Source organism: Streptomyces sp. 142MFCol3.1, assembly GCF_000424945.1.
Classification (GTDB): domain Bacteria; phylum Actinomycetota; class Actinomycetes; order Streptomycetales; family Streptomycetaceae; genus Streptomyces; species Streptomyces siamensis.
In genome coordinates this window covers 22,489-43,644 of the sequence record NZ_AUKV01000044.1, presented here as the reverse complement: position 1 = coordinate 43,644, position 21,156 = coordinate 22,489, and the positions used below count along the sequence as shown (strand labels likewise).

The following is a 21,156-nucleotide window of genomic DNA, read 5'->3' as shown; positions in this document are numbered from 1 at the left end:
TCCGGGAGATCCACTACTCAAGTGTCGCCTGGTGCCCGGTGGGGCGCCCGGCGTTTTCCCGGCGTCCGGTCAGACGTCGGGCCTCGTCCAGATGGGCGCTCAGATGCTTCTGGATGCGGGTGGTGGCCTCGTCCAGCGCCTTGCGCGTACGCCGCCCGGTGCCGTCGCCCGCGTCGAACGGGTCGCCGAAGACGACGTCGACCCGGCTGCGCAGCGGGGGCAGCCCCTTTATCAACCGGCCCCGCCTGTCGGAACTTCCCAGCACCGCCACCGGCACGATCGGGGCTCCGCTGCGTACGGCGAAGTACGCGAGGCCGGCCCGCAGCGAGGCGAAGTCGCCCTCGCCGCGCGTGCCCTCCGGGAAGATCCCGAGGACGCCGCCGTTCTCCAGGACGCCGAGCGCCTGGGTGATCGCCGTGCGGTCGGTGGTCTCGCGGTCCACCTTCAGCTGGCCGATGCCCAGCAGGAAGGGGTCGAGCGGCCCGATGAACGCTTCCTTCTTGATCAGGAAGTGCGTGGGCCGGGGCGCGACGCCCATGACCATCGGTCCGTCGATGTTGTGCGAGTGGTTCACGGCCAGGATCGCCGGGCCCGTCGCGGGTACCTTCCAGGCGCCCAGGACGCGCGGCTTCCACAGCCCGTACATCAGGCCGACGCCGATGCGGCGCCCGACCTCGGCGCCCCTCTCGGAGGGTGCGGTCACTTGGCGGCCCGCTTCTCCTCGACGAGGGTGACCACACACTCGATGACCTGCTGGAGGGTGAGGTCGGAGGTGTCCACCTCGACCGCGTCGTCCGCCTTGGCCAGCGGGGACGTCTTGCGGCTGGAGTCGGCCGCGTCCCGCTTGATGAGCGCCTCGCGCGTGGCGTTGACGTCCGCGCCCTTCAGCTCACCGCTGCGGCGTGCGGCACGGGCCTCCGGGGAGGCGGTGAGGAAGATCTTCAGATCGGCGTCCGGCAGCACGGTGGTGCCGATGTCGCGGCCCTCGACGACGATCCCGTACGCGGCGGAAGCAGCGAGCGAGCGCTGGAGCTCGGTGATGCGGGCGCGCACCTCGGGCACCGCGCTGACCGCGCTGACCTTGGAGGTGACCTCCTGTGTGCGGATCGGGCCGGCGACGTCGGTCCCGTCGACCGTGATGGTCGGCGCGGACGGGTCGGTGCCGGAGACGATCTCCGGCTTCTCCGCCACGGCGGCAATCGCGGACGGGTCGGAGACGTCGATGCCGTTGCTCACCATCCACCACGTGATCGCCCGGTACTGGGCCCCCGTGTCCAGGTAGCTCAGGCCGAGCTGCGCGGCGACGGCCTTGGAGGTGCTCGACTTGCCCGTGCCGGAGGGGCCGTCGATGGCGACAATCACAGCCGGAGCGGTCCGGGCGGCCTTTTCCACGGTGACGGACACCTTCCTGGTACGGGTGATGGGTATGGAGGCACGATCGCGCCCTGCCCAAGGTTACTGGCTTCGCGGACCCCTTATCACTGGCCCTTCCCGCGGCCGGATCACCGGCCCGCGCCGCGACCGGCCGCCGCGCCCGCCCGCGGACGCCCTGCCGCGCCTCCGGGAGCGCGCCCGGCCGCCGGGGTCACCGGGCGGGGGCCGGGTGGCCGCTACTGCCGCAGCGCCCAGCCCCGCTCGCGCAGCGCCGCGCTCAGCACCGGCACCGCCTTGGGCTCCACCATCAGCTGGACGAGTCCGGCCTGCTGGCCGGTGGCGTGCTCGATGCGTACGTCCTCGATGTTGACGCCAGCCATCCCCGCGTCCGCGAAGATGCGGGCCAGCTGACCGGGCTGGTCGTCGATGAGTACGGCCACGATCTCGTACACGCGCGGAGCCGAACCGTGCTTGCCGGGGACCCTGACCTGGCCCGCGTTGCCGCGGCGCAGCACGTCCTGGATGCCGTCGACACCCTCGCGGCGCTTGGCCTCGTCGGAGGACTGGAGGGAGCGCAGCGCCTGGACGGTCTCGTCGAGGTCGCAGGACACGTCCGCGAGGAGGTCGGCGACCGGCCCCGGGTTCGCGGAGAGGATGTCGATCCACATCCGCGGGTCCGAGGCGGCGATGCGGGTCACGTCACGGATGCCCTGCCCGCAGAGCCGTACCGCCGCCTCCTCCGCGTGCTCCAGGCGCGCGGCGACCATGCTGGAGACCAGGTGCGGCATGTGCGAGACGAGGGCGACGGCCCGGTCGTGGGCGTCGGCGTCCATGACGACCGGCACGGCACGGCAGTGCGACACCAGCTCCAGGGCGAGGTTCAGGACCTCGGTGTCCGTGTCGCGGGTGGGGGTGAGCACCCAGGGACGGCCCTCGAAGAGGTCTCCCGTCGCGGCCAGCGGGCCCGACTTCTCGCGGCCCGACATGGGGTGCGTACCGATGTACGAGGACAGGTCGAGGCCGAGCGCCTCCAGCTCACGGCGCGGTCCGCCCTTGACGCTGGCGACGTCCAGGTAGCCGCGCGCGACCCCGCGGCGCATGGCGTCCGCGAGCGTGGCCGCGACGTGCGCGGGCGGCGCCGCCACGATGGCCAGGTCGACGGGCCCCTGCGGCGGCTCGTCCGTGCCGGCGCCGAGCGCCGCCGCCGTACGGGCCTGCTCCGGGTCGTGGTCGGCGAGGTGGACGACGACGCCGCGGGCCGCCAGCGCGAGGGCCGCCGACGTGCCGATCAGCCCGGTCCCGATGACGAGTGCGGTCCTCACTGGGCGATGTCCTTGCGCAGCGCGCCGGCGGCGCCGAGGTAGACGTGCACCACGTCGGCGCGCGGCTTGTCGGACTCGATGTGCGCGAGGACCCGTACGACCCGGGGCATCGCGCCCTCGATGTCCAGTTCCTGCGCGCAGATCAGCGGGACGTCGACGATGCCGAGTCCGCGGGCCGCGGCGGCCGGGAAGTCGCTGTGCAGGTCGGGCGTAGCGGTGAACCAGATGCTGATCAGGTCGTCCGCGGTGAGCGCGTTGCGCTCCAGGATGGCGGTGAGCAGCTCGCTGACCTGCTCGTCCATGTGCCCGGCCTCGTCCCGTTCCAGTTGGACGGCGCCCCGGACCGCTCGTACCGCCACGGTGATGCTCCTCGCTGATGTACGTACGTGTCTGAACGCACCAGCGTAGTCAGCCCGCGACGCGCGGGTGCGGGGCGCCCGCCTGCCGAGACGAGCGGACGCCCCCTGCTGGGCCGGTGGTTCTCAGAGGTTCTGCGCCCTGATGAGGTCCTCCAGGGACCCCGCGGGCATCTGTCCCTGCGGCGTCAGCTTGTCGACGGCCCGGGGCAGGTTCTCCGCGATCTGGGTCGCGGCCTGGTCGGTGGTGATCCCGGCCTCGTCGGCGATCTGTTTGAGGGCGTCGTCGGGCAGCGCGTGCTGGATCTGCGCGCCCGTCACGGACTGGTTCTCGCCCGTGCCGACCCAGGAGTCCTTCTGCTCCGCCAGGCCCGCCTTGGTGAGCATGTCCAGCAGGCCGCCCAGCGGATTGCCGCTCGCGGCTCCCGAGCCGCCGCTCAGGGCTCCGAGCAGGGCGCCGAGGATGTCGCCCGCGCCGGGAGCGCCCGCGGCGCCGCTCTGGCCGGAGTCACCGAGGAGGCCGCCGAGCAGGCTGCCGAGATCGTTACCCGCCATGGTCACGCCTTTCCAGAGAAGGGCCGGGGGCAGGGTCGCCTCCCGGCCTCAGACCTTGCCAATCTCACGCGAATCGCCGTATTCCGCCACTTGTGGTGAGAACACCCCTGTGCGCCCCTGGACGCGGGGGCGCGCGTCCGTTGTCATGGCAGGAGGCTCGCCTCGGGGGAGGCCCGTATGACCCGCATGAAGCGTCCAGGACCCCTTCTCACCCTGCTGGCGGGACTCCTGCTCGGGGTGTTCATGCTGTCGCTCAATGCGACGACGGGGACGAAGAACGCGTCCTCGGCCCAGCAGGAACCACCCGCCGCGACCGTGTCGCCCGGCGCGACGGCCGGTCCGACCACACCCACGCCCGCATCCCCGGCCGCGCCGTCGACGGCGTCCGCGAGCCCGTCCCGGAGCGCTGCGGCAGACGCCGACTACGCGGGCCGTACCGACGACGACTCGTCGGCGGTCGCCGTCTCACTGCGCGACGGCCGGGCGGTCGCCTACTTCTGCGACGGACGGGACAAGGAATCCTGGCTGAAGGGCGCCGTCGCGGACGACGGCACCATGAAGCTCACCGGGAAGAACGGCGCCGCGCTCGACGGCACCCTCCATGACGGCAAGCGGATCCGCGGAACCGTCGAGCTGGGCGGGCACCGCTACGGATTCACCGCCGACAAGGCGGTCAAGCCGTCCGGCCTGTACCGGGCGACCGCCACGGTGCGCGGCGCGAAGATCGACGGCGGCTGGATCGTGCTGCCCGGCGGCCGGCAGGTCGGCGTCCTCGACCGCGACGGCAGGCCGTCCACGGCACCCCGGATCGACCCGGAGACCGGTGCCGTGACGGTCGACGGCCGGACGATCACGGCGAAGCCCGTCACTCCCTGACCCGCACCGGGCTCCGTCCGCCGCCCCACGGCGGCACCGGCACCCGCACCCCGGCCGACCCCAGTAGCCGCGCCAGTACCCGCACCCGGACAGCGTCCCCCGCCCGCCCCCGCCGCAGGCTCCGCGAACGCCCGCGGCCCGCTCCCCCCGCCGGACACCCGTCCTTCCTGACCAGGGAACCGATATGACCGTGGACCCGAACGCAGCCACCCAGGGCTTCCCCTCGCCGGGGCCCGTCCGCCGCCGCTCGCACCCGGCCCGCTATCTCGTCCCGGCCCTGGCCGCCGCGGCGGTCGCCGTCGGGCTGGGCGCCTACGGCAAGGTGCACGACCCGGCCGGGACCGCCTTCAACATCGCCGGCTTCAGCAGCACGGGCGCCGTGAAGTCCTGGCTCGCGACGACCGCCTTCTTCCTCGCGCTCGTCCAGGTCGTCTCGGCGTTCATGGTCTACGGCAGGCTGCCGGGCCCGGGCTGGGCGCCGGCGCTGCACCGCTGGTCGGGCCGGATCGCCTTCCTCGTGGCCGTCCCGGTCGCTGTGCACTGTCTGTACGCATTGGGCTATCAGACGTACGAATCGCGCGTCTTGTGGCACTCCCTCCTGGGTTGCTTCTTCTTCGGGGCCTTCAGTGCCAAGATGCTGCTGCTCCGCTCGGAGCGCCTGCCCGGCTGGCTGCTGCCGATCATCGGCGGCCTCGTCTTCGCCGTGCTCACGGCCATCTGGCTGACCTCTGCCCTCTGGTTCTTCCGTACGTTCGGAGTGACGACATGACCAACCGCTCGACGCGGCGCACGGTTCTCGCGACAGGGACGGCCGCACTGCTCTCGGGGTGCAGCAAATACGGCGACAACAGCAGCGGCGAGTCGGAGTCGTCCCCCTCGGAGGCCCCGCTGGCGGACACGTCGAAGGCTCCCTCGCCCGCGCCGTCCGCGGCGGCCTCCGGCGGCAAGGAACTGACCACGAAGGCCGCCGTCCCGGTGGGCGGCGGCAAGATCTTCAAGGAGCAGAAGGTCGTCGTCACCCAGCCGGAGAAGGACGAGTTCAAGGCCTTCTCCGCGATCTGCACCCACCAGGGCTGCACGGTGAACGCCGTGGTCGACGGTCTGATCGACTGCCCCTGCCACGGCAGCAAGTTCAGTGTCGTGGACGGCTCGGTGAAGGCCGGCCCGGCTCCGCGTCCGCTGCCCGCCAAGAAGATCACCGTCGACGGAAAATCCATCCGGCTGACCTGAGGCAGCACGTACGCTCCGGGAATGGATGCCGCGGCCCTGGTGCGTGACCACACGATCTACTCCTGCGTGATGGGTTCACGCGCCTTCGGGCTGGCCAACGACACCAGCGACACCGACCGTCGGGGCGTCTTCCTCGTCCCCACCCCGCTCTTCTGGCGCTTCGAGAAGCCGCCGACGCATGTGGAGGGCCCGGCCGAGGAACAGTTCAGCTGGGAGCTGGAGCGGTTCTGCGCCCTGGCGCTGCGCGCCAACCCGAACGTCCTGGAGTGCCTGCACTCCCCGCTCGTCGAGTACGCGGACGCCACCGGCCGCGAACTGCTCTCCCTGCGCGAGGCATTCCTGTCCCGTCAGGCGCACGAGACCTTCGCGCGCTACGCCATGGGGCAGCGCAAGAAGCTCGACACCGACGTCCGAAGGCACGGCGCCCCGCGCTGGAAGCACGCCATGCACCTGCTGCGCCTTCTCACGACGTGCCGCGATCTGCTGCGCACCGGCGAGCTCCGGATCGACGTGGGTGAGCAGCGTGAGCCGCTCCTCGCGGTGAAGCGGGGCGAGGTCCCGTGGGAACGGGTGGAGGCCTGGATGTCCCGGCTGGCGACGGAGACGGACGAGGCGGCCGCGGGTAGTCCCCTCCCGTACGAGCCGGACCGGGTCCGCGTGGAGGATTTCCTGGTCCGGGTGCGCCGCGCCTCAGCCCTCCAGGCGGACCTGGACGACGAAATCGTGCAGGGCGTCGTGGGCGGTTGAGGCGTCGGGCAGCGCCGAGGCTTCCTGGGCCTCGTCCAGCAGGGTGTGCAACCGCTCCACGTCGTCCCGCACGCGCGCGTGGTCGACTTCGGCGGCGCCGTGCTCCCGCTCCGCCTTCGCGGCGACGAGGTCGGGCAGCCGGGCGGGCGCCTCGGCCACGCACCCGACGAGCGTGGGCAGATGGGCCTGCACCTCACCGCTGCGCATCAGATGGACGCCGGTGAGCAGCACACGGAACGTGTGAGTTCGCCGGTCCGCTCGAACAGCCGCCACTGCGTCGCGGCGAAGCCCCGGTAGTGGTGGGCGTGATGGCGGGTGAGCACGGCGGGGGCGAGCGAGACCAGCTCGCGGTGCGCCTCGGTGGTGTGCACGACCAGGGGGGACAGAAGCTGCTCCAGCACATAGCCGTTGCGCCGAAGCATCAGCCGGACGAACTTGCGCAGGTCGTGGGTGACGAGGTCCATCTCCACACCGTCCTCGAACCACATGCGCGACCGGGTCTCCTCCGGTTCGCGCAGGCCGACCAGTTCGGTGGCGGGCAGCAGGTGGACGCCCCGCAGGTCGACGTCGGAGTCGCTCGAGGGGAAGCCGTAGAGATGGGCTCCGGAGACCGTGGCGAAGAGCACCGGGTCGGGCTGCTGCGCCACCACGGCCTTGAGGTCGATGTCGAGGACGTCCGTCATCGGTCAAGCGTCCCAGAGCGCCCCCAGCGACATGAGGTCGCCCTGGTACTCGATCCGGTCGGCCCAGGCCGTAGGCCAGGCGTCCGAACCGTGGTGGGCGCCGGCGAAGGCGCCCGTCAGACAGGCGATGGAGTCGGAGTCGCCCGAGGTGCAGGCGGCCCGGCGCAGCGCGGTGAGAGGCTCGTCGACGAAGAGCAGGAAGCACAGCAGGCCGGTGGCGAGGGCCTCCTCGGCGATCCAGCCGCCGCCGGTGGCCATGCAGGGGTCGCTCTCGGGCGAGACGGTCCGCACGGCGTGCCGCAGCTGGTCGAGGGCGGCGAGGCACTCGTCCCAGCCGCGGGTGATGAACGCCTCGGGCGTGGGGTCCTCGCTGTAGGTCCACAGGTCGCCGAGCCAGCGGGAGTGGTAGCGGTGGCGGTTCTCGTACGCGTACGAGCGCAGCCGGCCGACGAGGCCCATCGGCTCGACGCCCTGTGTGAGGAGCCAGATCGCCTGCGCGGTGAGGTCCGCGGCGGCGAGGGCGGTGGGGTGTCCGTGCGTGAGCGCGGCCTGGAGCTGCGCGGCACCGGCGCGCTGTTCGTCGCTGAGTCCGCGGACCAGTCCGACGGGAGCCACGCGCATGTTGGCGCCACAGCCTTTGGAGCCGATCTGGCTGGCCTCCTGCCAGCGGCGCTTCTCGTTCTTGAGGAGGTTGCAGGCGACGAGGCAGGTGCGGCCGGGCGCGCGGTTGTTGTCGGGCGACTGGTACCAGTCCACGAACTCCTCGCGGACCGGCCGTTCCATCCGCAGCGGGCCGAGCAGTCCGCGGTCCATGGCCGTGCGCAGGCCCCGCGCCAGCGCCAGCGTCATCTGGGTGTCGTCGGTGACCTTCGCGGGCGTGGGCAGCGCCATCTGCCGCCAGGGCCCGCACTTGTCGAGGATCGCGGGGACGGAGTTGAACTCGGTCGGGTACCCGAACGCGTCGCCGAGGGCGAGGCCTATGAGAGATCCGGTGGCGGCGCGCTTGGCGAGAGTCGTGGCGGTCATCAGGGCCGTCCTTCCGAACTGGGACGCAGCAGGGGCGGGTGCAGGGCTTTGGCGCCGCCCGCGCGGTAGAGCGCGGCGGGCTTGCCGCGGCCGCCGGTGAGGCGCGCCGCGCCGGGGACCTGCTCGACGAATCCGGGCGTGGCGAGGACCTTGCGCCGGAAGTTGGGCCGGTCGAGGACGGTGCCCCACACGGTCTCGTAGACCTGCTGCAGTTCGCCGAGGGTGAAGCGGGGCGGGCAGAAGGACGTCGCGAGACAGGTGTACTCGAGCTTGGCGCCGACGCGTTCGTGGGCGTCCGCGAGGATCCGGTCGTGGTCGAAGGCGAGCGGGCCCAGCGCGTTGAACCGCAGCCACTGGGCCTGTGCGGCGTCGCCGCCGCCGCGCGGCTCGGGAGGGTCCGGGAGCAGCGCGGCGAAGGCGACGGAGACGACGCGCATCCTGGGGTCGCGGTCGGGCTCGCTGTAGGTGCGCAGCTGCTCCAGGTGGAGTCCGGAGAGGTCCGACAGGCCGGTCTCCTCGGCGAGTTCGCGGCGGGCCGCCGCCTCCGCCGACTCGTGCGGCAGCACGAAGCCTCCGGGCAGGGCCCAGCGGCCCGCGTAGGGTTCCTGCCCCCGCTCGACGAGCAGCACCTGGAGTGCGCCGGCGCGAACCGTCAGGACGGCCAGGTCGACGGTGACGGCGAAGGGTTCGAACGCGTACTTGTCGTAGCCCTCCGGTGCTGTGCCGCCCGGCGCACGGCTCTCCTTCCCGCGCACGCCCCCACCTCCTGCTCAGCGCCACTTTTATGGTCACTCTGACTATGGTCAGTACGACTATAAAGGGGTGGGTGGGTGCCAACAAGCCCCTGAGCGCGGGAATTTGGTGCCGGGCGGGCTGAGCCGGGGTGCGCGGTCCCCGGCTCCGCCCGCCCGGCACCGGTGTCAGTCTCCGGCGCGCGACGGCGCGAACGCCGCCACCACCGCGCCCGCCGCTGCGGCCCCCGCCGAGACCCAGAGCGCGGGTCCGCAGCCGTCGACGACGGACCGCGCAGAGCCGTAGCCGCCGTACCGCGTGAACACGGCCGCGGCCACGGCGACTCCGAAGACCCCGCCCAACTCGCGCAGCGCGTTGTTGACCCCGGCCGCGACGCCCGCCTCCTCGGGCGGCACCGACGACGTCACCGCGTTCGCCACGGCGGGGAAGACCATGGAGATGCCGACACCCGCGACGACCAGCGGCAGGACCAGGCTGCCGTAGGAGACGCCCGGCTCGACCTGCCAGGCCAGCAGGCCGATCCCGACGGCCTGCAGGACGAGTCCCGCGAGCATGAAGGGGCGGTTGCCGAACCGGTCGGCGAGCGCGCCCGCGAGCGGCGCGACGAGCAGCGGCATCCCCGTCCACACCAGGATGCGGACGCCTGCCGCCAGCGGGGAGTTGCCGAGGCCCAGCTGGAAGAGCTGCGAGATCATGAAGAGCGAGCCGAGCAGGGACATGAACGTCAGGAACGCGGCGCCGTTGGCGGTGGAGAAGCCGCGCCGGCGGAAGTGGGTGAGGGGCAGCATCGGGTAGCGGGCCCGCGTGTGCTCCCAGCCGAGGAAGGCCGCCACGAAGACCACTCCGACGGCCAGCGCGCCCAGCGCTTCGGCACTCCCCCAGCCCGCCTCCGGGGCCCGCACCGGCGCCCACGAGAGTCCGGTCAGCCCGATCGCCGCCAACAGCAGTCCCACGACGTCGAGTTGTGGACGAGGGCCGTGGCTCTCCCGCAGCCTGCGGGCGGCCGCCGGCAGCATCGCAAGGCCCGTCGGCACGTTCAGCCAGAAGATCCACTGCCAGGACAGGCCTTCGGTGACCGCGCCGCCCAGCACCGGTCCGGCCGCCACGCCGAGCCCGGTCACCCCGCCCCACAGGCCGATGGCGACGCCCCGCTTCTCCGCCGGGAACGCGTCGCTGATGAGGGTGAGCGTGAGCGGCAGCAGGACGGCGGCGCCGGCGCCCTGGACCACGCGCGCGGCGATCAGCTGTCCGGGACTTCCCGCGAGCGCCGCCATGGCCGAGGCCGCGGTGAAGACGGCGAGTCCCACAACGTACATGCGGCGCCGTCCGAACCGGTCGCCGAGCGCGGCACCGGTCAGGGTGAGACAGGCGAAGACGAGGTTGTAGGCGTTGATCGTCCACTCCAGGTCGGACAGGCTCGCCCCGAAGTCCGCCCGCAGCGCGGGCAGCGCGGTGGAGACGACCACCACGTCCAGGGAGCAGAGCAGCGCCCCGAGTCCGGCCAGTACGACGGTCCACGCGCGTCGTGGCGGTGCGGCACCGGAAGCGGGTTCGCGGACCGGGGCGCGCAGGGTGTCGGCCATGTCTGTTCCTTCCGTGAGGTCGAGGGATCACTCACGGAAGGCAGACCGGGGCCCGTCCGGAAAGGAATCGCGGCGGGCCGGGGCGCCGCCCGAGGAAGGCCACCAGACGGTCTCCGGGCCGGGGCCACGACGTCGGCGCGCCGACCGGTGCGGCGAAGCGCACCCCGCGGTCGGTGTCGTCCACCACGCACCGCGCCACGGGCAGCAGTTCGGCGGCGAGCGCCGGCGGGATCGGCCGGGACCTCCCGCACGCCTGCGCCACGTCCCAGCCGTGCACCGCGATCTCGACGGCGCCGACCGCCGCGAGCACGCCCAGCCCGAGCGAGCGGTCGCCCACGCCCACGAGGGGCTCGCCCGCGCCCGGGAGAGCGCGCGCGAAGGCCCCGCCGCGGCTCGCGGCGCCGCCGGCCGAAGGCCCGTCCGTGCCGGGCGGGCGGCCCGCGTGCGGCACGTCACCGAAGGCCACCGCCCAGGCGCCGAGCAGCGCGCAGGCACGTTCCCGGAAGGCGCACACGGGATCGGCGGCGCCCGTGGTGGGACACAGCCCCACCTGCCCGTCGGTGACGCCCTCGTACAGCGCGTCCACCGAGTCGTCGAGGTGCCGCAGCAACTCCCCCAGGTCCCAGCGCACGCAGGGCGTGGTCCGTCCCAGCGTGCCGGGCGCCACCACCGCGACGCTTCCCAGGGCATAGGCGAGCGAACGCTCCAGGAGCTCGCCGGAGTTCACCGGCGCACCTGCGGCAGCACCTTCGGCAGGCCGAAGCGCGCGAAGAGGTCCGGGTCGAGGAAGGCGGTGATCCGCGCGATGCGCGCTCCGCGTACGCCGAGCGCAGGCGCTGCGTGCGCGTCGTGCAGGTCCGGGACATGTGCGCCGGTCACATCGAGCACCTGCAGGGAGTGCGCCCGGTACGCGCCGTCCGCACCCCTCTCGTACGACCCCACCGCGGGCTGTCCGTTGGCCCCCGTCGGCAGCATCCGGACCCGTCCCGGCTCGCTGACCCGCACCCCCAGGAAACGCAGCACGTCCTTGGTGCCGCGGAACCAGTCCAGGTGAGGGGGCATCTCCAGTTCGACGCCGTCCTGGAGGAGCTCCAGCAGGGCGTCCATGTCGGCGTGCTCGAAGGCCGCCATGTACCGGTCGATCAGCTCGCGGTCCCGGGCGACGTCCGGTTCGGTCACCAGGTCCTCCTCGGGCGCCACCTCGTCGAGCCGGGCCCGCGCGCGCTGGAGGGTGCTCTTGACGGCCGCGGTCGACGTCCCGAGCAGCGCGGCGACCTCGGGCGCGCGCCAGGCCAGCACGTCCCGCAGGATGAGCACGGCCCGCTGCCGGGCGGGCAGGTTCTGGAGCGCGGCGACGAGCGCGAGCCGCAAGCTCCCCCGGGCCGCCACCACGGTCGCCGGATCGACGAGCGCGTCGGGCAGCGGCCGGAGCCACTCGACGTCCGTCGCGGGGGCCCTCAGCGGCTCCTCGGGCGCGTTCGAGGGCCCGCCGAGGCCGGCGGGCAGCGGACGGCGCACACGGCCCTCCAGGGCCGTCAGGCACGTGTTCGTGGCGATCCGGTGCAGCCAGGTCCGCAAGGACGCCCGGCCCTCGAACCCGCCGTACGCCCGCCAGGCCCGCAGATAGGTCTCCTGGACGAGGTCCTCGGCGTCGTCCACCGATCCGAGCATGCGGTAGCAGTGCGCGAGCAGCTCCCGCCGGTACGGATCCGTGAGCCGTACGAACTCCTCGCGGTCGGTCGTCGCAGCCATGCCCGCTCCCTTCCCGCCGGCCCACGCCCGGCGGCTCCCGCGCCGGTACCGACCGGCGTTCCCGCGCCGGCCCGGTCCGGCGGAGGGCGCCCGGCGCGGACCGGCGCGTCCCCCGCCGGCGCGGACCGGCGGATCGTTCACCGGTACAGACCGGCGGGGCGGCGAAAACGAATCGGCCGGTCCCGGAGAAGTTCCGGAACCGGCCGTCGTGGGCCGAGGGAGCCCGGCCCCCTAGAGGCCGACCTCGTTCATCAGCATGCCGACCTCGGTGTTCGACAGGCGGCGCAGCCAGCCCGACTTCTGGTCGCCCAGGGTGATCGGACCGAAGGCCACCCGCACCAGCTTGTCGACGGGGAACCCCGCCTCGGCGAGCATGCGGCGCACGATGTGCTTGCGGCCCTCGTGGAGGGTCACCTCGACGAGGTAGTTCTTGCCGGTCTGCTCGACGACGCGGAAGTGGTCCGCCTTGGCGTACCCGTCCTCCAGCTCGATGCCGTCCTTGAGCCGCTTGCCCAGGTCGCGCGGGATCGGGCCCACGATGTGCGCGAGGTAGACCTTCTTCACGCCGTACTTGGGGTGGGTCAGGCGGTGGGCCAGCTCACCGTGGTTGGTGAGCAGGATGACGCCCTCGGTCTCGGTGTCGAGGCGGCCGACGTGGAAGAGCCGCGTCTCGCGGTTCGTCACGTAGTCGCCGAGGCACTGACGGCCCTCGTTGTCCTCCATGGTCGAGACGACACCGGCGGGCTTGTTCAGCGAGAAGAACTGGTACGACTGCGTCGCGACCGTCAGCCCGTCGACCTTGATCTCGTCCTTCTCCGGGTCGACGCGCAGGCCCTGCTCCAGGACGATCTCGCCGTTGACCTCGACCCGGGCCTGCTCGACCAGTTCCTCGCAGGCACGCCGGGAGCCGTAGCCCGCGCGCGCGAGCACCTTCTGCAGGCGCTCGCCCTCCTGCTCGGCGCCCGGGAAGGTCTTGGGCAGCTTGATGTCCTTCTTGCCCGCGTACCGGTCCCGGTTGCGCTCCTCGGCCCGCGTCTCGTACTCGCGCGAGCGCGCGGGCTCCGTACGGCCGCCACGCTGCTGGCTCTGCTTGGGTCCGCCCTTGGCGCCGCCGCGGGCCGCGCTGCCGCGTCCGGACTTCGGGCCGTCCTTGGAGGCGCCGGGGCCCACGTCGTAGCGGCGCTCCTCGGGGCGGGGCTTGCTGGGGCGGCCCTGCCCCTGCTTCTGGTCCCTGCTGTTGCCGGCACCGCGGTAGTTACCGCGCCCGCCGCTCTTGCCGCTACCGCTGCTTCGCATCAAAGTTCCGTCTTAGTCGTCTGCGTCGTCTGTCCCCGGAGCGTCAGGTGCGTCCGGATCGAACGACGGAACCCCTTCCTGCGTCTCGGCCTCGATCGCGTCCGCCTCGGGGAGGAAGGGCGCGAGCTCCGGGAGCTCGTCCAGGCCGCGCAGGCCCATTCGCTCCAGGAAGTAGTTCGTCGTCGTGTACAGGATCGCACCTGTTTCGGGTTCCGTGCCCGCCTCCTCGACCAGACCGCGCTGGAGGAGGGTGCGCATCACACCGTCACAGTTCACTCCGCGGACCGCGGAGACCCGGGAGCGGCTGACCGGCTGACGGTACGCGACGACCGCCAGCGTCTCCAGCGCCGCCTGGGTGAGCCGGGCCTGCTGCCCGTCCAGGACGAAGCGTTCCACGGCCGTGGCGTACGCGGGCCGGGTGTAGAACCGCCAGCCGCCCGCGATGAGCCGCAGCTCGAAGCCGCGGCCCTGGACCGTGTATTCGTCGGCCAGCTCCCTCAGCGCGTCCGCGATCTGCCGCTTCGGCCGCTCCAGGATCTTGGCGAGGTGCTCCTCGGTGGCAGGCTCGTCGACGACCATGAGGACGGCCTCCAGGGCCGGCTTGAGATCGAGGTCGGCGGCGGTGCGCAACCCCGCCGGGATCTCGCTGATGTCCTCGCTCACGCCTTCTCCTCCTTGCCCGTGCCGGTCCCCTCGGCGTCGTCCTTGCCCGTCGGTTGCTCGGGGGGCCGGTCGAACTCGTCGGTGACCCGGGGCTGCTCGTCGCCCTCGCCGCCCGTCCAGCGCACCAGCAGGTCCCCGAGGGCTTCCTCCTGGTCGAGGGCGACGGCCTTCTCCCGGTAGAGCTCCAGCAGGGCCAGGAAGCGGGCCACGACGGTGAGGGTGTCATCGGCGTCCTCGACCAGTGCGCGGAAGCTCGCCTCGCCGAGCTCGCGCAGCCGCGCCACCACGATCCCGGCCTGTTCCTGCACGCTGACCAGCGGCGCGTGGATGTGGTCGACGTAGACCTGCGGCTTGGGCTTCGGCTGCATCGCCTTGACCGCGAGCTTCGCGAAGCCCTCCGGCCCGATGCTGATCACGACCTCGGGCAGCAGTTCCGCGTGGTGGGCCTCGAGCCCGACGGTACGGGGGTACCGGCGGGCCTCCTCCTCCAGCCGCGCGTTGAAGATGTCCGCGATCTGCTTGTACGCGCGGTACTGCAGGAGCCGCGCGAAGAGCAGGTCCCGGGCCTCCAGCAGCGCCAGGTCGGCCTCGTCCTCGACCTCGGCCGCGGGCAGCAGCCGGGCCGCCTTGAGGTCGAGCAGGGTCGCCGCGACGACCAGGAACTCGGTCGTCTGGTCGAGGTCCCAGTCCGGTCCCATCGCCCTGATGTGCGCCATGAACTCGTCTGTCACGCGGGACAGCGCCACTTCCGTGACGTCCAGCTTGTGCTTCGAGATCAGCTGGAGCAGCAGGTCGAAGGGGCCCTCGAAGTTCGAGAGCCGCACCTTGAAGACCCCGTCACCGGGGTCGTCGGAGCCGACGGAGGGTCCGGGCACGGCATTCGCACCGACGTCCGTCGCGACCCCGCCCCCGGGCACAGCCCCGGCAAGACCCTCGACGGCGACAGGCTCCACGACCTCGACGGACTGCACGACCTCGACGGACTCCGCGACCGCCTCGGTCTCCACGACCTCGACCGATTCCACGACCGCCTCGGTCTCCACGACCGCGGCAGGCTGCTCGCCCCCGGCGGGCGACTCACCCGTGCCGACCCGCGCAACCGGCTCGCTCGCCTCGTCCACCTGCGGCGACGCGGCCGCCTCGGCTCGCGCCGGAAGCTCGGGCGCTCCGTCCGGAGGCTGCGGCGGGAAGGCCGCGGCCGGTGTCTCGGGCGGTGGCGTCGCCCCGGGGCCCCGCCCCAGGACACGCCGACGCCCGCCGGAGCCGGCGGCGGGGACAGGGGCGTCGTTCGAGGTCATAGCCGTCGCAGGCTACCGCTACCGCCCGCGCAGCCGTCGTACGAGGATGCTCGCGTCCCCCCGGGACTCCAGGTCGGCCAGCACCACGGCCACCGCCTCGCGGACGATCCGCCCGCGGTCGACGGCGAGACCGTGCTCGCCGCGCAGGACCAGCCGGGCGTGCTCGAGGTCCATGAGCTCCTCGGCGGACACGTACACCGTGATCTTCTCGTCGTGCCGCTCCCGGCCGCTGGGCCGGCGGTTGGCGGCCCGCCCCCGCTTGCGGGACGGCTGGGTGGCCGAGGAGCCCTCCTGCGGCGCCTGGCGCCGCCCCGTGCGCTCCACGGCGGCACCCCGGCTGCGGGACTCGCCCGCGTCGGCCGGCTCGGCGTCCGCCGCGACGTGTTCGTCGCCCTCGCCGTCGCCGCCCTGTACGGGCACCGACTGGGGCGCGTCCTCCCCCGCCGCGGCCGCGTCGCTGTCACCCGCGGGCGCCGGAACCCGCGCCTCGCCATTGGTCCGGCGTGAGGGCGTGGACGCCTGGAGCGCCATTCCCCCGGTGGTACGGAACAGTTCGTCGGCCCCCGGCAGACTCACTCGGCGTGACACCGGGCGAGCACCTCCCTGGCGAGCTGGCGATAGGCGGCGGCACCGACGGAGTTGGAGGCGTACGTGGTGATCGGTTCACCGGCGACCGTGGTCTCCGGGAAGCGGACCGTGCGGCCGATCACCGTGTGGTAGACGTGATCGTCGAAGGCCTCGACCACGCGCGCGAGCACCTCGCGGCTGTGCACCGTGCGGGAGTCGTACATCGTGGCGAGGATGCCGTCGAGTTCCAGCTCGGGGTTGAGCCGCTCCTGGACCTTCTCGATGGTCTCGGTGAGCAGCGCGACTCCGCGAAGGGCGAAGAACTCGCACTCCAGCGGCACGATCACCTTGTGAGCCGCCGTGAGGGCGTTGACGGTGAGCAGGCCGAGCGAAGGCTGACAGTCGATCACGATGTAGTCGTAGTCGGCCATCAGCGGCTTCAGGGCGCGCTGCAGCGTGGACTCGCGGGCGACCTCGCTCACCAGCTGCACTTCGGCGGCGGACAGGTCGATGTTGCTGGGCAGCAGGTCCATGTTCGGGACCGCTGTCTTCAGGAGCACCTCGTCGGCCGCCATGCCCCGCTCCATGAGCAGGTTGTAGACGGTGAGGTCGAGCTCCATCGGGTTGACGCCGAGACCGACCGAGAGCGCGCCCTGCGGGTCGAAGTCGACGAGCAGGACCCGTCGGCCGTACTCCGCGAGCGCGGCGCCCAGGTTGATGGTCGACGTGGTCTTGCCGACGCCGCCCTTCTGGTTGCACATCGCGATGATCTTCGCGGGGCCGTGGTCGGTCAGCGGGCCCGGGATCGGGAAGTACGGCAGCGGGCGGCCGGTCGGGCCGACGCGCTCGCGGCGCTGACGGGCAGCGTCGGGCGCGAGCGTGGCCGCGTACTCCGGATCGGGCTCGTACTCGGCGTCGGGGTCGTAGAAGTGCCCCTCGGGCAGTTCGTCGTAGTCGGCGAAGTGGGTGCGGTTCTCGCCACTTCCGTTGCCGGCCATGGCGTTCACGTGATGGCCATCCATGCTCTGGTGTGCTGTCTGAGTCATCCGGGGACTCTGGTGGGCTGCGAAGGTTCGGACAGCGACGGAGCCGACAGCCTTGAGCTCCGTGGGGCCCTGGCCCCGCGCCGGCATTCCTGGTTGACCACCCCCGGGAGTAAATGTCGACTCATTCACAAGTCGTCTTACCTCCTTGGTGACCAGGAAACTTCTAGATAGGTCAGCGTGGCACCATGCCGACGGTTGGCGACTCTATGGCGTGTCACCGGTCCGCAGCAACACAATCCGCCGGACCCGACCCGATGTGTCGGCAACCGAACACCCCTCTGTCAAGGGCGTAAGGCCGTCGCACGGCAGGTTTCACCGGTGTGCGAATCGGTCGAAGGGTTACCTTCGCGGCGAGTTGAACGAGTGCCGCAAAGTGACCCGACACACATCCGGCCGGACCTTGTCGGGCAAGGTCCGGCCGGGTGCGCGGTGTTGACGACCTGTGACGCTTTCCCTCCGATCGAGCGAAGCGCGGACCGGGGAGTATCGACTTTTTGCCGGTCGATGACTCAGCCGAGCAGCGTCTCCAGCTCGACGTGCTCGATGCCGTGCGCCTCGGCTACCTCACGGTAAACGACCTTGCCGTCATGGGTGTTGAGACCCTTGGCCAGCGCGGCGTCACGGCGCAGCGCCTCGACCCAGCCGCGGTCCGCGAGCTCGACGATGTACGGCAGCGTGGCGTTGGTCAGCGCGTACGTGGAGGTGTTGGGCACCGCGCCGGGCATGTTGGCGACGCAGTAGAAGACCGAGTTGTGGACCGGGAAGGTCGGCTCGGCGTGGGTGGTGGGACGCGAGTCCTCGAAGCAGCCGCCCTGGTCGATCGCGATGTCGACAAGGACACTTCCCGGCTTCATCCGGGACACCAGCTCGTTGGTGACCAGCTTCGGGGCCTTGGCGCCCGGGATGAGCACGGCGCCGATCACGAGGTCGGCCTCCAGGCAGGCCTTCTCCAGCTCGAAGGAGTTGGACATGACGGCCTTGACCTTCGTGCCGAAGATCTTGTCGGCCTCGCGCAGCTTGTTGATGTCGCGGTCGAGCAGCGTCACCTCGAAGCCCATGCCGATGGCGATCTGCGCGGCGTTCCAGCCGGAGACGCCACCGCCGATCACGACGGCCTTGGCGGGCAGCACGCCCGGGACACCGCCGGGCAGCACGCCACGGCCGCCGGCCGCGCGCATCAGGTGGTAGGCGCCGACCTGCGGGGCGAGACGGCCCGCGACCTCGGACATGGGGGCCAGCAGCGGCAGCGCGCGGCTGGGGAGCTCGACCGTCTCGTACGCGATCGCCGTGGTGCCGGACTCCAGGAGCGCGTCCGTGCACTCCTTGGAGGCGGCCAGGTGCAGGTAGGTGAAGAGGGTCTGGTCCTTGCGGAGGCGGTGGTACTCCTCCGCGATCGGCTCCTTGACCTTGAGCAGCAGGTCGGCGGCGGCCCACACCTCGTCCGCCGTCTCCAGGATCTGCGCGCCTGCGGCGGTGTACTCCTCGTCCGGGATCGACGAGCCGACACCGGCACCGCGCTCGATGACGACCTGGTGGCCGTGGCGCACCAGCTCGTGCACGCCGGCGGGGGTGATGGCCACCCGGAACTCGTTGTTCTTGACCTCGCGGGGGATGCCGACCTTCACGTCGATCACGGTCCTTGGCTCAGAGGGTTCTGGGGCTATGCATGCCGAGGCGATGCAAGCCAGGCAATGCATGTCATACCTGACGCACCGGAGCACATCGGGAGACACCACGAAAGAACGCGGCGGAGCCAGTTTAATGAAGGGATTCTCTCTGTCTAGCCTTTCAATGCATCAATCTTCAGTGGATGTACTGCGGATTTCGTAGGCGTTAGCGTCGTCTTCCCGGCTGGATGTGCCCTCGGGGAGCTCGTCTCCCAGCATGCGCTCCGCCGCGCCGCGGTGCAGCCGGGCGGCCGCCGGGTCACCGAGCCGGTCCAGCGTGTCGGCCAGCCTGAGCTGGAGCGCCGCCTGCAGGCGTACGTCATCCGCGTGCCGCGCCCACTCGACGGCCTCCTGGCAGGTGCGCAGCGACTCCTCGGGCCGCCCCGCGTACTCCTGCACCCGGGCCATCTCGCTCAACGCCCGTGCCTGCGCGGCCACGTCGGCGTTGCGCCGGTGCCCGGTGACGGCGGCGCGCCAGTTGCGCATGGCCTCGCCGTAGCGGCCCGCGTACGTGTGCGCGGTGGCGATGCGGCCGTACAGCCGGGCGGCGTCCACGCGCTCCCCGCGGGCCAGACGCTGGGCGAGTGCCCTGCCGTACCAGTCGGCGGCCCGGTCGAAGTCCCCGAGTTCCTGATGGGCACCGCCTACGGATTCCATCGCGCGGCCGGTCGCGTACGGGTCGTTCGCCTCGCGTCCGGCGTCCAGCGCCGCCCGGTAGCGGATCAGGGCGTCGGCGGTCCGGCCGGTCTGCGCGTCCAGGTCGGCGAGGTTCAGCAGCGCCGCGGCCTTCTCACGCGGCAGGCCGCGCCGCTCGGCGACGTCCAGGACGAGCCGGTGGATGCCGTACAGCTCGGGGGCGGCGGCCCGCGTCCCGACGTGCGCGACCATCGCCCTGACCAGCGCGGCCATGAGGCGGCGGGCCAGCGTGTCCAGCTCCCCGTCGGCGACCGCGAGCCGGGCCGAGGCCAGCAGCGCGGGCTGCCGGACCTCCAGCCACTGGGCGGCGGCCCGGGGAGTGGGGAAGCGCAGGGCGCGGGGCATCCCGGCGAGCTTCTCGCGGGCCGGCGAGCTGTCGGTCTCCGTGATGGCGCGGCAGGACACCAGCAGCCGCACGGTCCGCTCCAGCATGCGGGCGCGGGCCAGCTGGAGCTCGGACGGGCGGTCGTGGATCTCCGTCATCGCCCGCAACAGGGGCAGCAGACAGCCGGGCACCTCGTACTGCGACAGCGGCGACTCGACGGAGCGCAACAGACCGAGCGTGACGAATTCGTCCAGGGCGGAGCGGGCGGCGCCGACCGAACAGCCGGACAGCGCGGAGGCGGTGTGCGGGTCCACGAGGCCCGCGGGGGCAAGGGACAGCAGACGCAGCGTCCGCGCCGTGGCCGCCTGGAGCGAGCCGTACGAGAGGCGGAAGACGCGGTCGAGGGGCGTGCCCTCCTCGCCGTCGGTACGCAGGTGCTTGGTGAGGTCGGCGACGGCCGAGGCGGGCCGGGCGGCAAGCCAGCCGCCGGCGAGCACCAGGGCCGCGGGCTGGCCCGCGCACAGCTCGACCAGGCCCTCGGCGGCCAGCGGGTCGACGGTGATGCGGACGGAGCCGGTGAACCGGTCGAGGAGTTCGAGGGCGGACTTGGTGTCCATGCCGCCCAGCGTGCAGGGGCGGACGTCCGCGATGCCGGTGAGAGGCCCTCCGGAGACGGCGATGACCAGGCACTCGGGCGCGTCCGGGAGCAGCGCGTCGACCTGCTCGGCGTCGGCCGCGTCGTCGAGCAGCAGCACCACCCGGCGCACGGCGAGGGCCTCGCGCAGGGCCTCGCCGAGGTCGTCGGCGTCAGCTCCGGGAGGTGTCGTCAGGCCCAGGGAGACGAGCAGCTCACGCGCGGTGCGCTCGGTGGGCACCCGGGCGCCGTCGGGTTCGGTGAGCCGGGCGCGCAGCACCCCGTCGGGGTAACGCTCGGCGACCTGCCGGGAGAGCTCCTCGGCGAGCGCGGTACGGCCGGATCCGGGCTTGCCCGCGATGAGCAGTACGCGTGCCCGGGGCGCCTTGCGCCCCGAGAGGGTGTCCAGGCCCGCCCGCTCGATGTCGGCCCTGAGTTCCTTCAACTCTCTTGTACGGCCGAGGAACTGACCCTTCGTGGAAACTGACTCGCCAGCCGTCGGCTGCCCTTTCGCCGACACGTTCGTGCCGCCGTCCTCCACGGCCGGTTCCGCCACGGGCCACACTCCCGTCCCACTGCACGCGCAAGCCCGCCGGGACTCCGGGTCGGGCGTTTCCAGAGCCTAGTTCACGCTCTGCGACCAACCGTGCGGAGCGCGGCGGACACGTCCCCCGATCGGATCAGGCGATCGTAGGACTGGCGACGTG

The 21,156-nt window shown here is 72.3% G+C and carries 21 protein-coding genes and 1 pseudogene; 4 read left to right on the top strand and 18 right to left on the bottom strand.

The window, feature by feature from the left end; translation table 11 throughout:
- Positions 1-13: 13 nt before the first annotated feature.
- The 5 genes from H305_RS48350 to H305_RS0139045 form a co-directional block, all read right to left on the bottom strand.
- Complete coding sequence (locus tag H305_RS48350) at positions 14-646, bottom strand: lysophospholipid acyltransferase family protein (RefSeq protein WP_051371467.1); 633 nt, start codon at positions 644-646, stop codon at positions 14-16.
- A gap of 53 nt (positions 647-699) precedes the next feature.
- Positions 700-1,392 carry a (d)CMP kinase gene (gene cmk / locus H305_RS0139060; RefSeq protein WP_028805246.1) on the bottom strand — a complete coding sequence of 231 codons (693 nt, stop codon included), beginning with the start codon at positions 1,390-1,392 and terminating at the stop codon, positions 700-702.
- 218 nt (positions 1,393-1,610) lie between these two features.
- Positions 1,611-2,696 carry a prephenate dehydrogenase gene (locus H305_RS0139055; RefSeq protein WP_028805245.1) on the bottom strand — a complete coding sequence of 362 codons (1,086 nt, stop codon included), beginning with the start codon at positions 2,694-2,696 and terminating at the stop codon, positions 1,611-1,613.
- Positions 2,693-3,055, bottom strand: coding sequence for a chorismate mutase (gene aroH, locus H305_RS0139050; RefSeq protein ID WP_028805244.1), 363 nt, complete (start codon positions 3,053-3,055; stop codon positions 2,693-2,695). Before aroH ends, H305_RS0139055 begins: the two co-directional genes overlap by 4 nt.
- Positions 3,056-3,178: 123 nt before the next feature.
- Complete coding sequence (locus H305_RS0139045; protein WP_037766770.1) at positions 3,179-3,607, bottom strand: YidB family protein; 429 nt, start codon at positions 3,605-3,607, stop codon at positions 3,179-3,181.
- A gap of 186 nt (positions 3,608-3,793) precedes the next feature.
- On the opposite strand from H305_RS0139045, the gene H305_RS0139040 reads away from it, so the two are divergent.
- The 4 genes from H305_RS0139040 to H305_RS0139025 all read left to right on the top strand — a co-directional run bounded on the left by H305_RS0139040 (position 3,794) and on the right by H305_RS0139025 (position 6,460).
- On the top strand, positions 3,794-4,483 hold the full coding sequence (locus H305_RS0139040; RefSeq protein ID WP_028805242.1) for a hypothetical protein: 690 nt from the start codon (positions 3,794-3,796) through the stop codon (positions 4,481-4,483).
- 184 nt (positions 4,484-4,667) lie between these two features.
- Entirely contained in the window at positions 4,668-5,252 is a 585-nt protein-coding gene (locus H305_RS0139035; RefSeq protein WP_028805241.1) for a DUF6529 family protein, read from the top strand.
- Positions 5,249-5,713, top strand: coding sequence for a Rieske (2Fe-2S) protein (locus H305_RS0139030; RefSeq protein WP_028805240.1), 465 nt, complete (start codon positions 5,249-5,251; stop codon positions 5,711-5,713). Before H305_RS0139035 ends, H305_RS0139030 begins: the two co-directional genes overlap by 4 nt.
- Positions 5,714-5,734: 21 nt before the next feature.
- Positions 5,735-6,460, top strand: a complete 726-nt coding sequence (locus H305_RS0139025) for a DNA polymerase beta superfamily protein (RefSeq protein WP_028805239.1) — start codon at positions 5,735-5,737, stop codon at positions 6,458-6,460.
- Here the strand turns inward: H305_RS0139025 and H305_RS48345 are convergent.
- From H305_RS48345 to H305_RS0138960, 13 genes and pseudogenes are all read right to left on the bottom strand, one after another.
- A pseudogene (locus H305_RS48345) lies at positions 6,404-7,143 on the bottom strand (DNA polymerase beta superfamily protein). The gene H305_RS0139025 and the pseudogene H305_RS48345 overlap by 57 nt on opposite strands.
- A 3-nt stretch (positions 7,144-7,146) precedes the next feature.
- Positions 7,147-8,169 carry an ADP-ribosylglycohydrolase family protein gene (locus H305_RS0139015; RefSeq protein ID WP_028805238.1) on the bottom strand — a complete coding sequence of 341 codons (1,023 nt, stop codon included), beginning with the start codon at positions 8,167-8,169 and terminating at the stop codon, positions 7,147-7,149.
- Positions 8,169-8,924, bottom strand: coding sequence for an NUDIX hydrolase (locus H305_RS0139010; RefSeq protein ID WP_028805237.1), 756 nt, complete (start codon positions 8,922-8,924; stop codon positions 8,169-8,171). The genes H305_RS0139015 and H305_RS0139010 overlap by 1 nt, the downstream gene beginning before the upstream one ends.
- A 165-nt stretch (positions 8,925-9,089) precedes the next feature.
- Positions 9,090-10,505, bottom strand: a complete 1,416-nt coding sequence (locus H305_RS0139005) for an MFS transporter (RefSeq protein WP_028805236.1) — start codon at positions 10,503-10,505, stop codon at positions 9,090-9,092.
- Positions 10,506-10,536: 31 nt separating this feature from the next.
- Positions 10,537-11,232 (bottom strand): hypothetical protein, encoded by a 696-nt coding sequence (locus tag H305_RS55385; RefSeq protein ID WP_051371462.1) that lies wholly within the window; start codon positions 11,230-11,232, stop codon positions 10,537-10,539.
- Complete coding sequence (locus H305_RS48335) at positions 11,229-12,257, bottom strand: sigma-70 family RNA polymerase sigma factor (RefSeq protein ID WP_037766767.1); 1,029 nt, start codon at positions 12,255-12,257, stop codon at positions 11,229-11,231. The genes H305_RS55385 and H305_RS48335 overlap by 4 nt, the downstream gene beginning before the upstream one ends.
- 231 nt (positions 12,258-12,488) lie before the next feature.
- Entirely contained in the window at positions 12,489-13,553 is a 1,065-nt protein-coding gene (locus H305_RS0138990) for a pseudouridine synthase (protein ID WP_028805235.1), read from the bottom strand.
- Between the two features lie 12 nt (positions 13,554-13,565).
- A complete protein-coding gene (scpB, locus tag H305_RS0138985) occupies positions 13,566-14,216 on the bottom strand; it encodes an SMC-Scp complex subunit ScpB (protein ID WP_028805234.1) in 651 nt (216 codons plus the stop codon).
- Positions 14,213-15,514, bottom strand: coding sequence for a segregation and condensation protein A (locus H305_RS48330; RefSeq protein ID WP_051371460.1), 1,302 nt, complete (start codon positions 15,512-15,514; stop codon positions 14,213-14,215). Before H305_RS48330 ends, scpB begins: the two co-directional genes overlap by 4 nt.
- An 18-nt stretch (positions 15,515-15,532) precedes the next feature.
- Entirely contained in the window at positions 15,533-16,102 is a 570-nt protein-coding gene (locus tag H305_RS0138975) for a hypothetical protein (RefSeq protein WP_028805233.1), read from the bottom strand.
- Positions 16,087-17,214, bottom strand: coding sequence for a ParA family protein (locus tag H305_RS0138970; RefSeq protein ID WP_078629463.1), 1,128 nt, complete (start codon positions 17,212-17,214; stop codon positions 16,087-16,089). Before H305_RS0138970 ends, H305_RS0138975 begins: the two co-directional genes overlap by 16 nt.
- A 422-nt stretch (positions 17,215-17,636) precedes the next feature.
- Positions 17,637-18,761 carry an alanine dehydrogenase gene (gene ald / locus H305_RS0138965; protein ID WP_028805231.1) on the bottom strand — a complete coding sequence of 375 codons (1,125 nt, stop codon included), beginning with the start codon at positions 18,759-18,761 and terminating at the stop codon, positions 17,637-17,639.
- 162 nt (positions 18,762-18,923) lie between these two features.
- A complete protein-coding gene (locus H305_RS0138960) occupies positions 18,924-21,005 on the bottom strand; it encodes a tetratricopeptide repeat protein (RefSeq protein ID WP_028805230.1) in 2,082 nt (693 codons plus the stop codon).
- Positions 21,006-21,156: the final 151 nt, after the last annotated feature.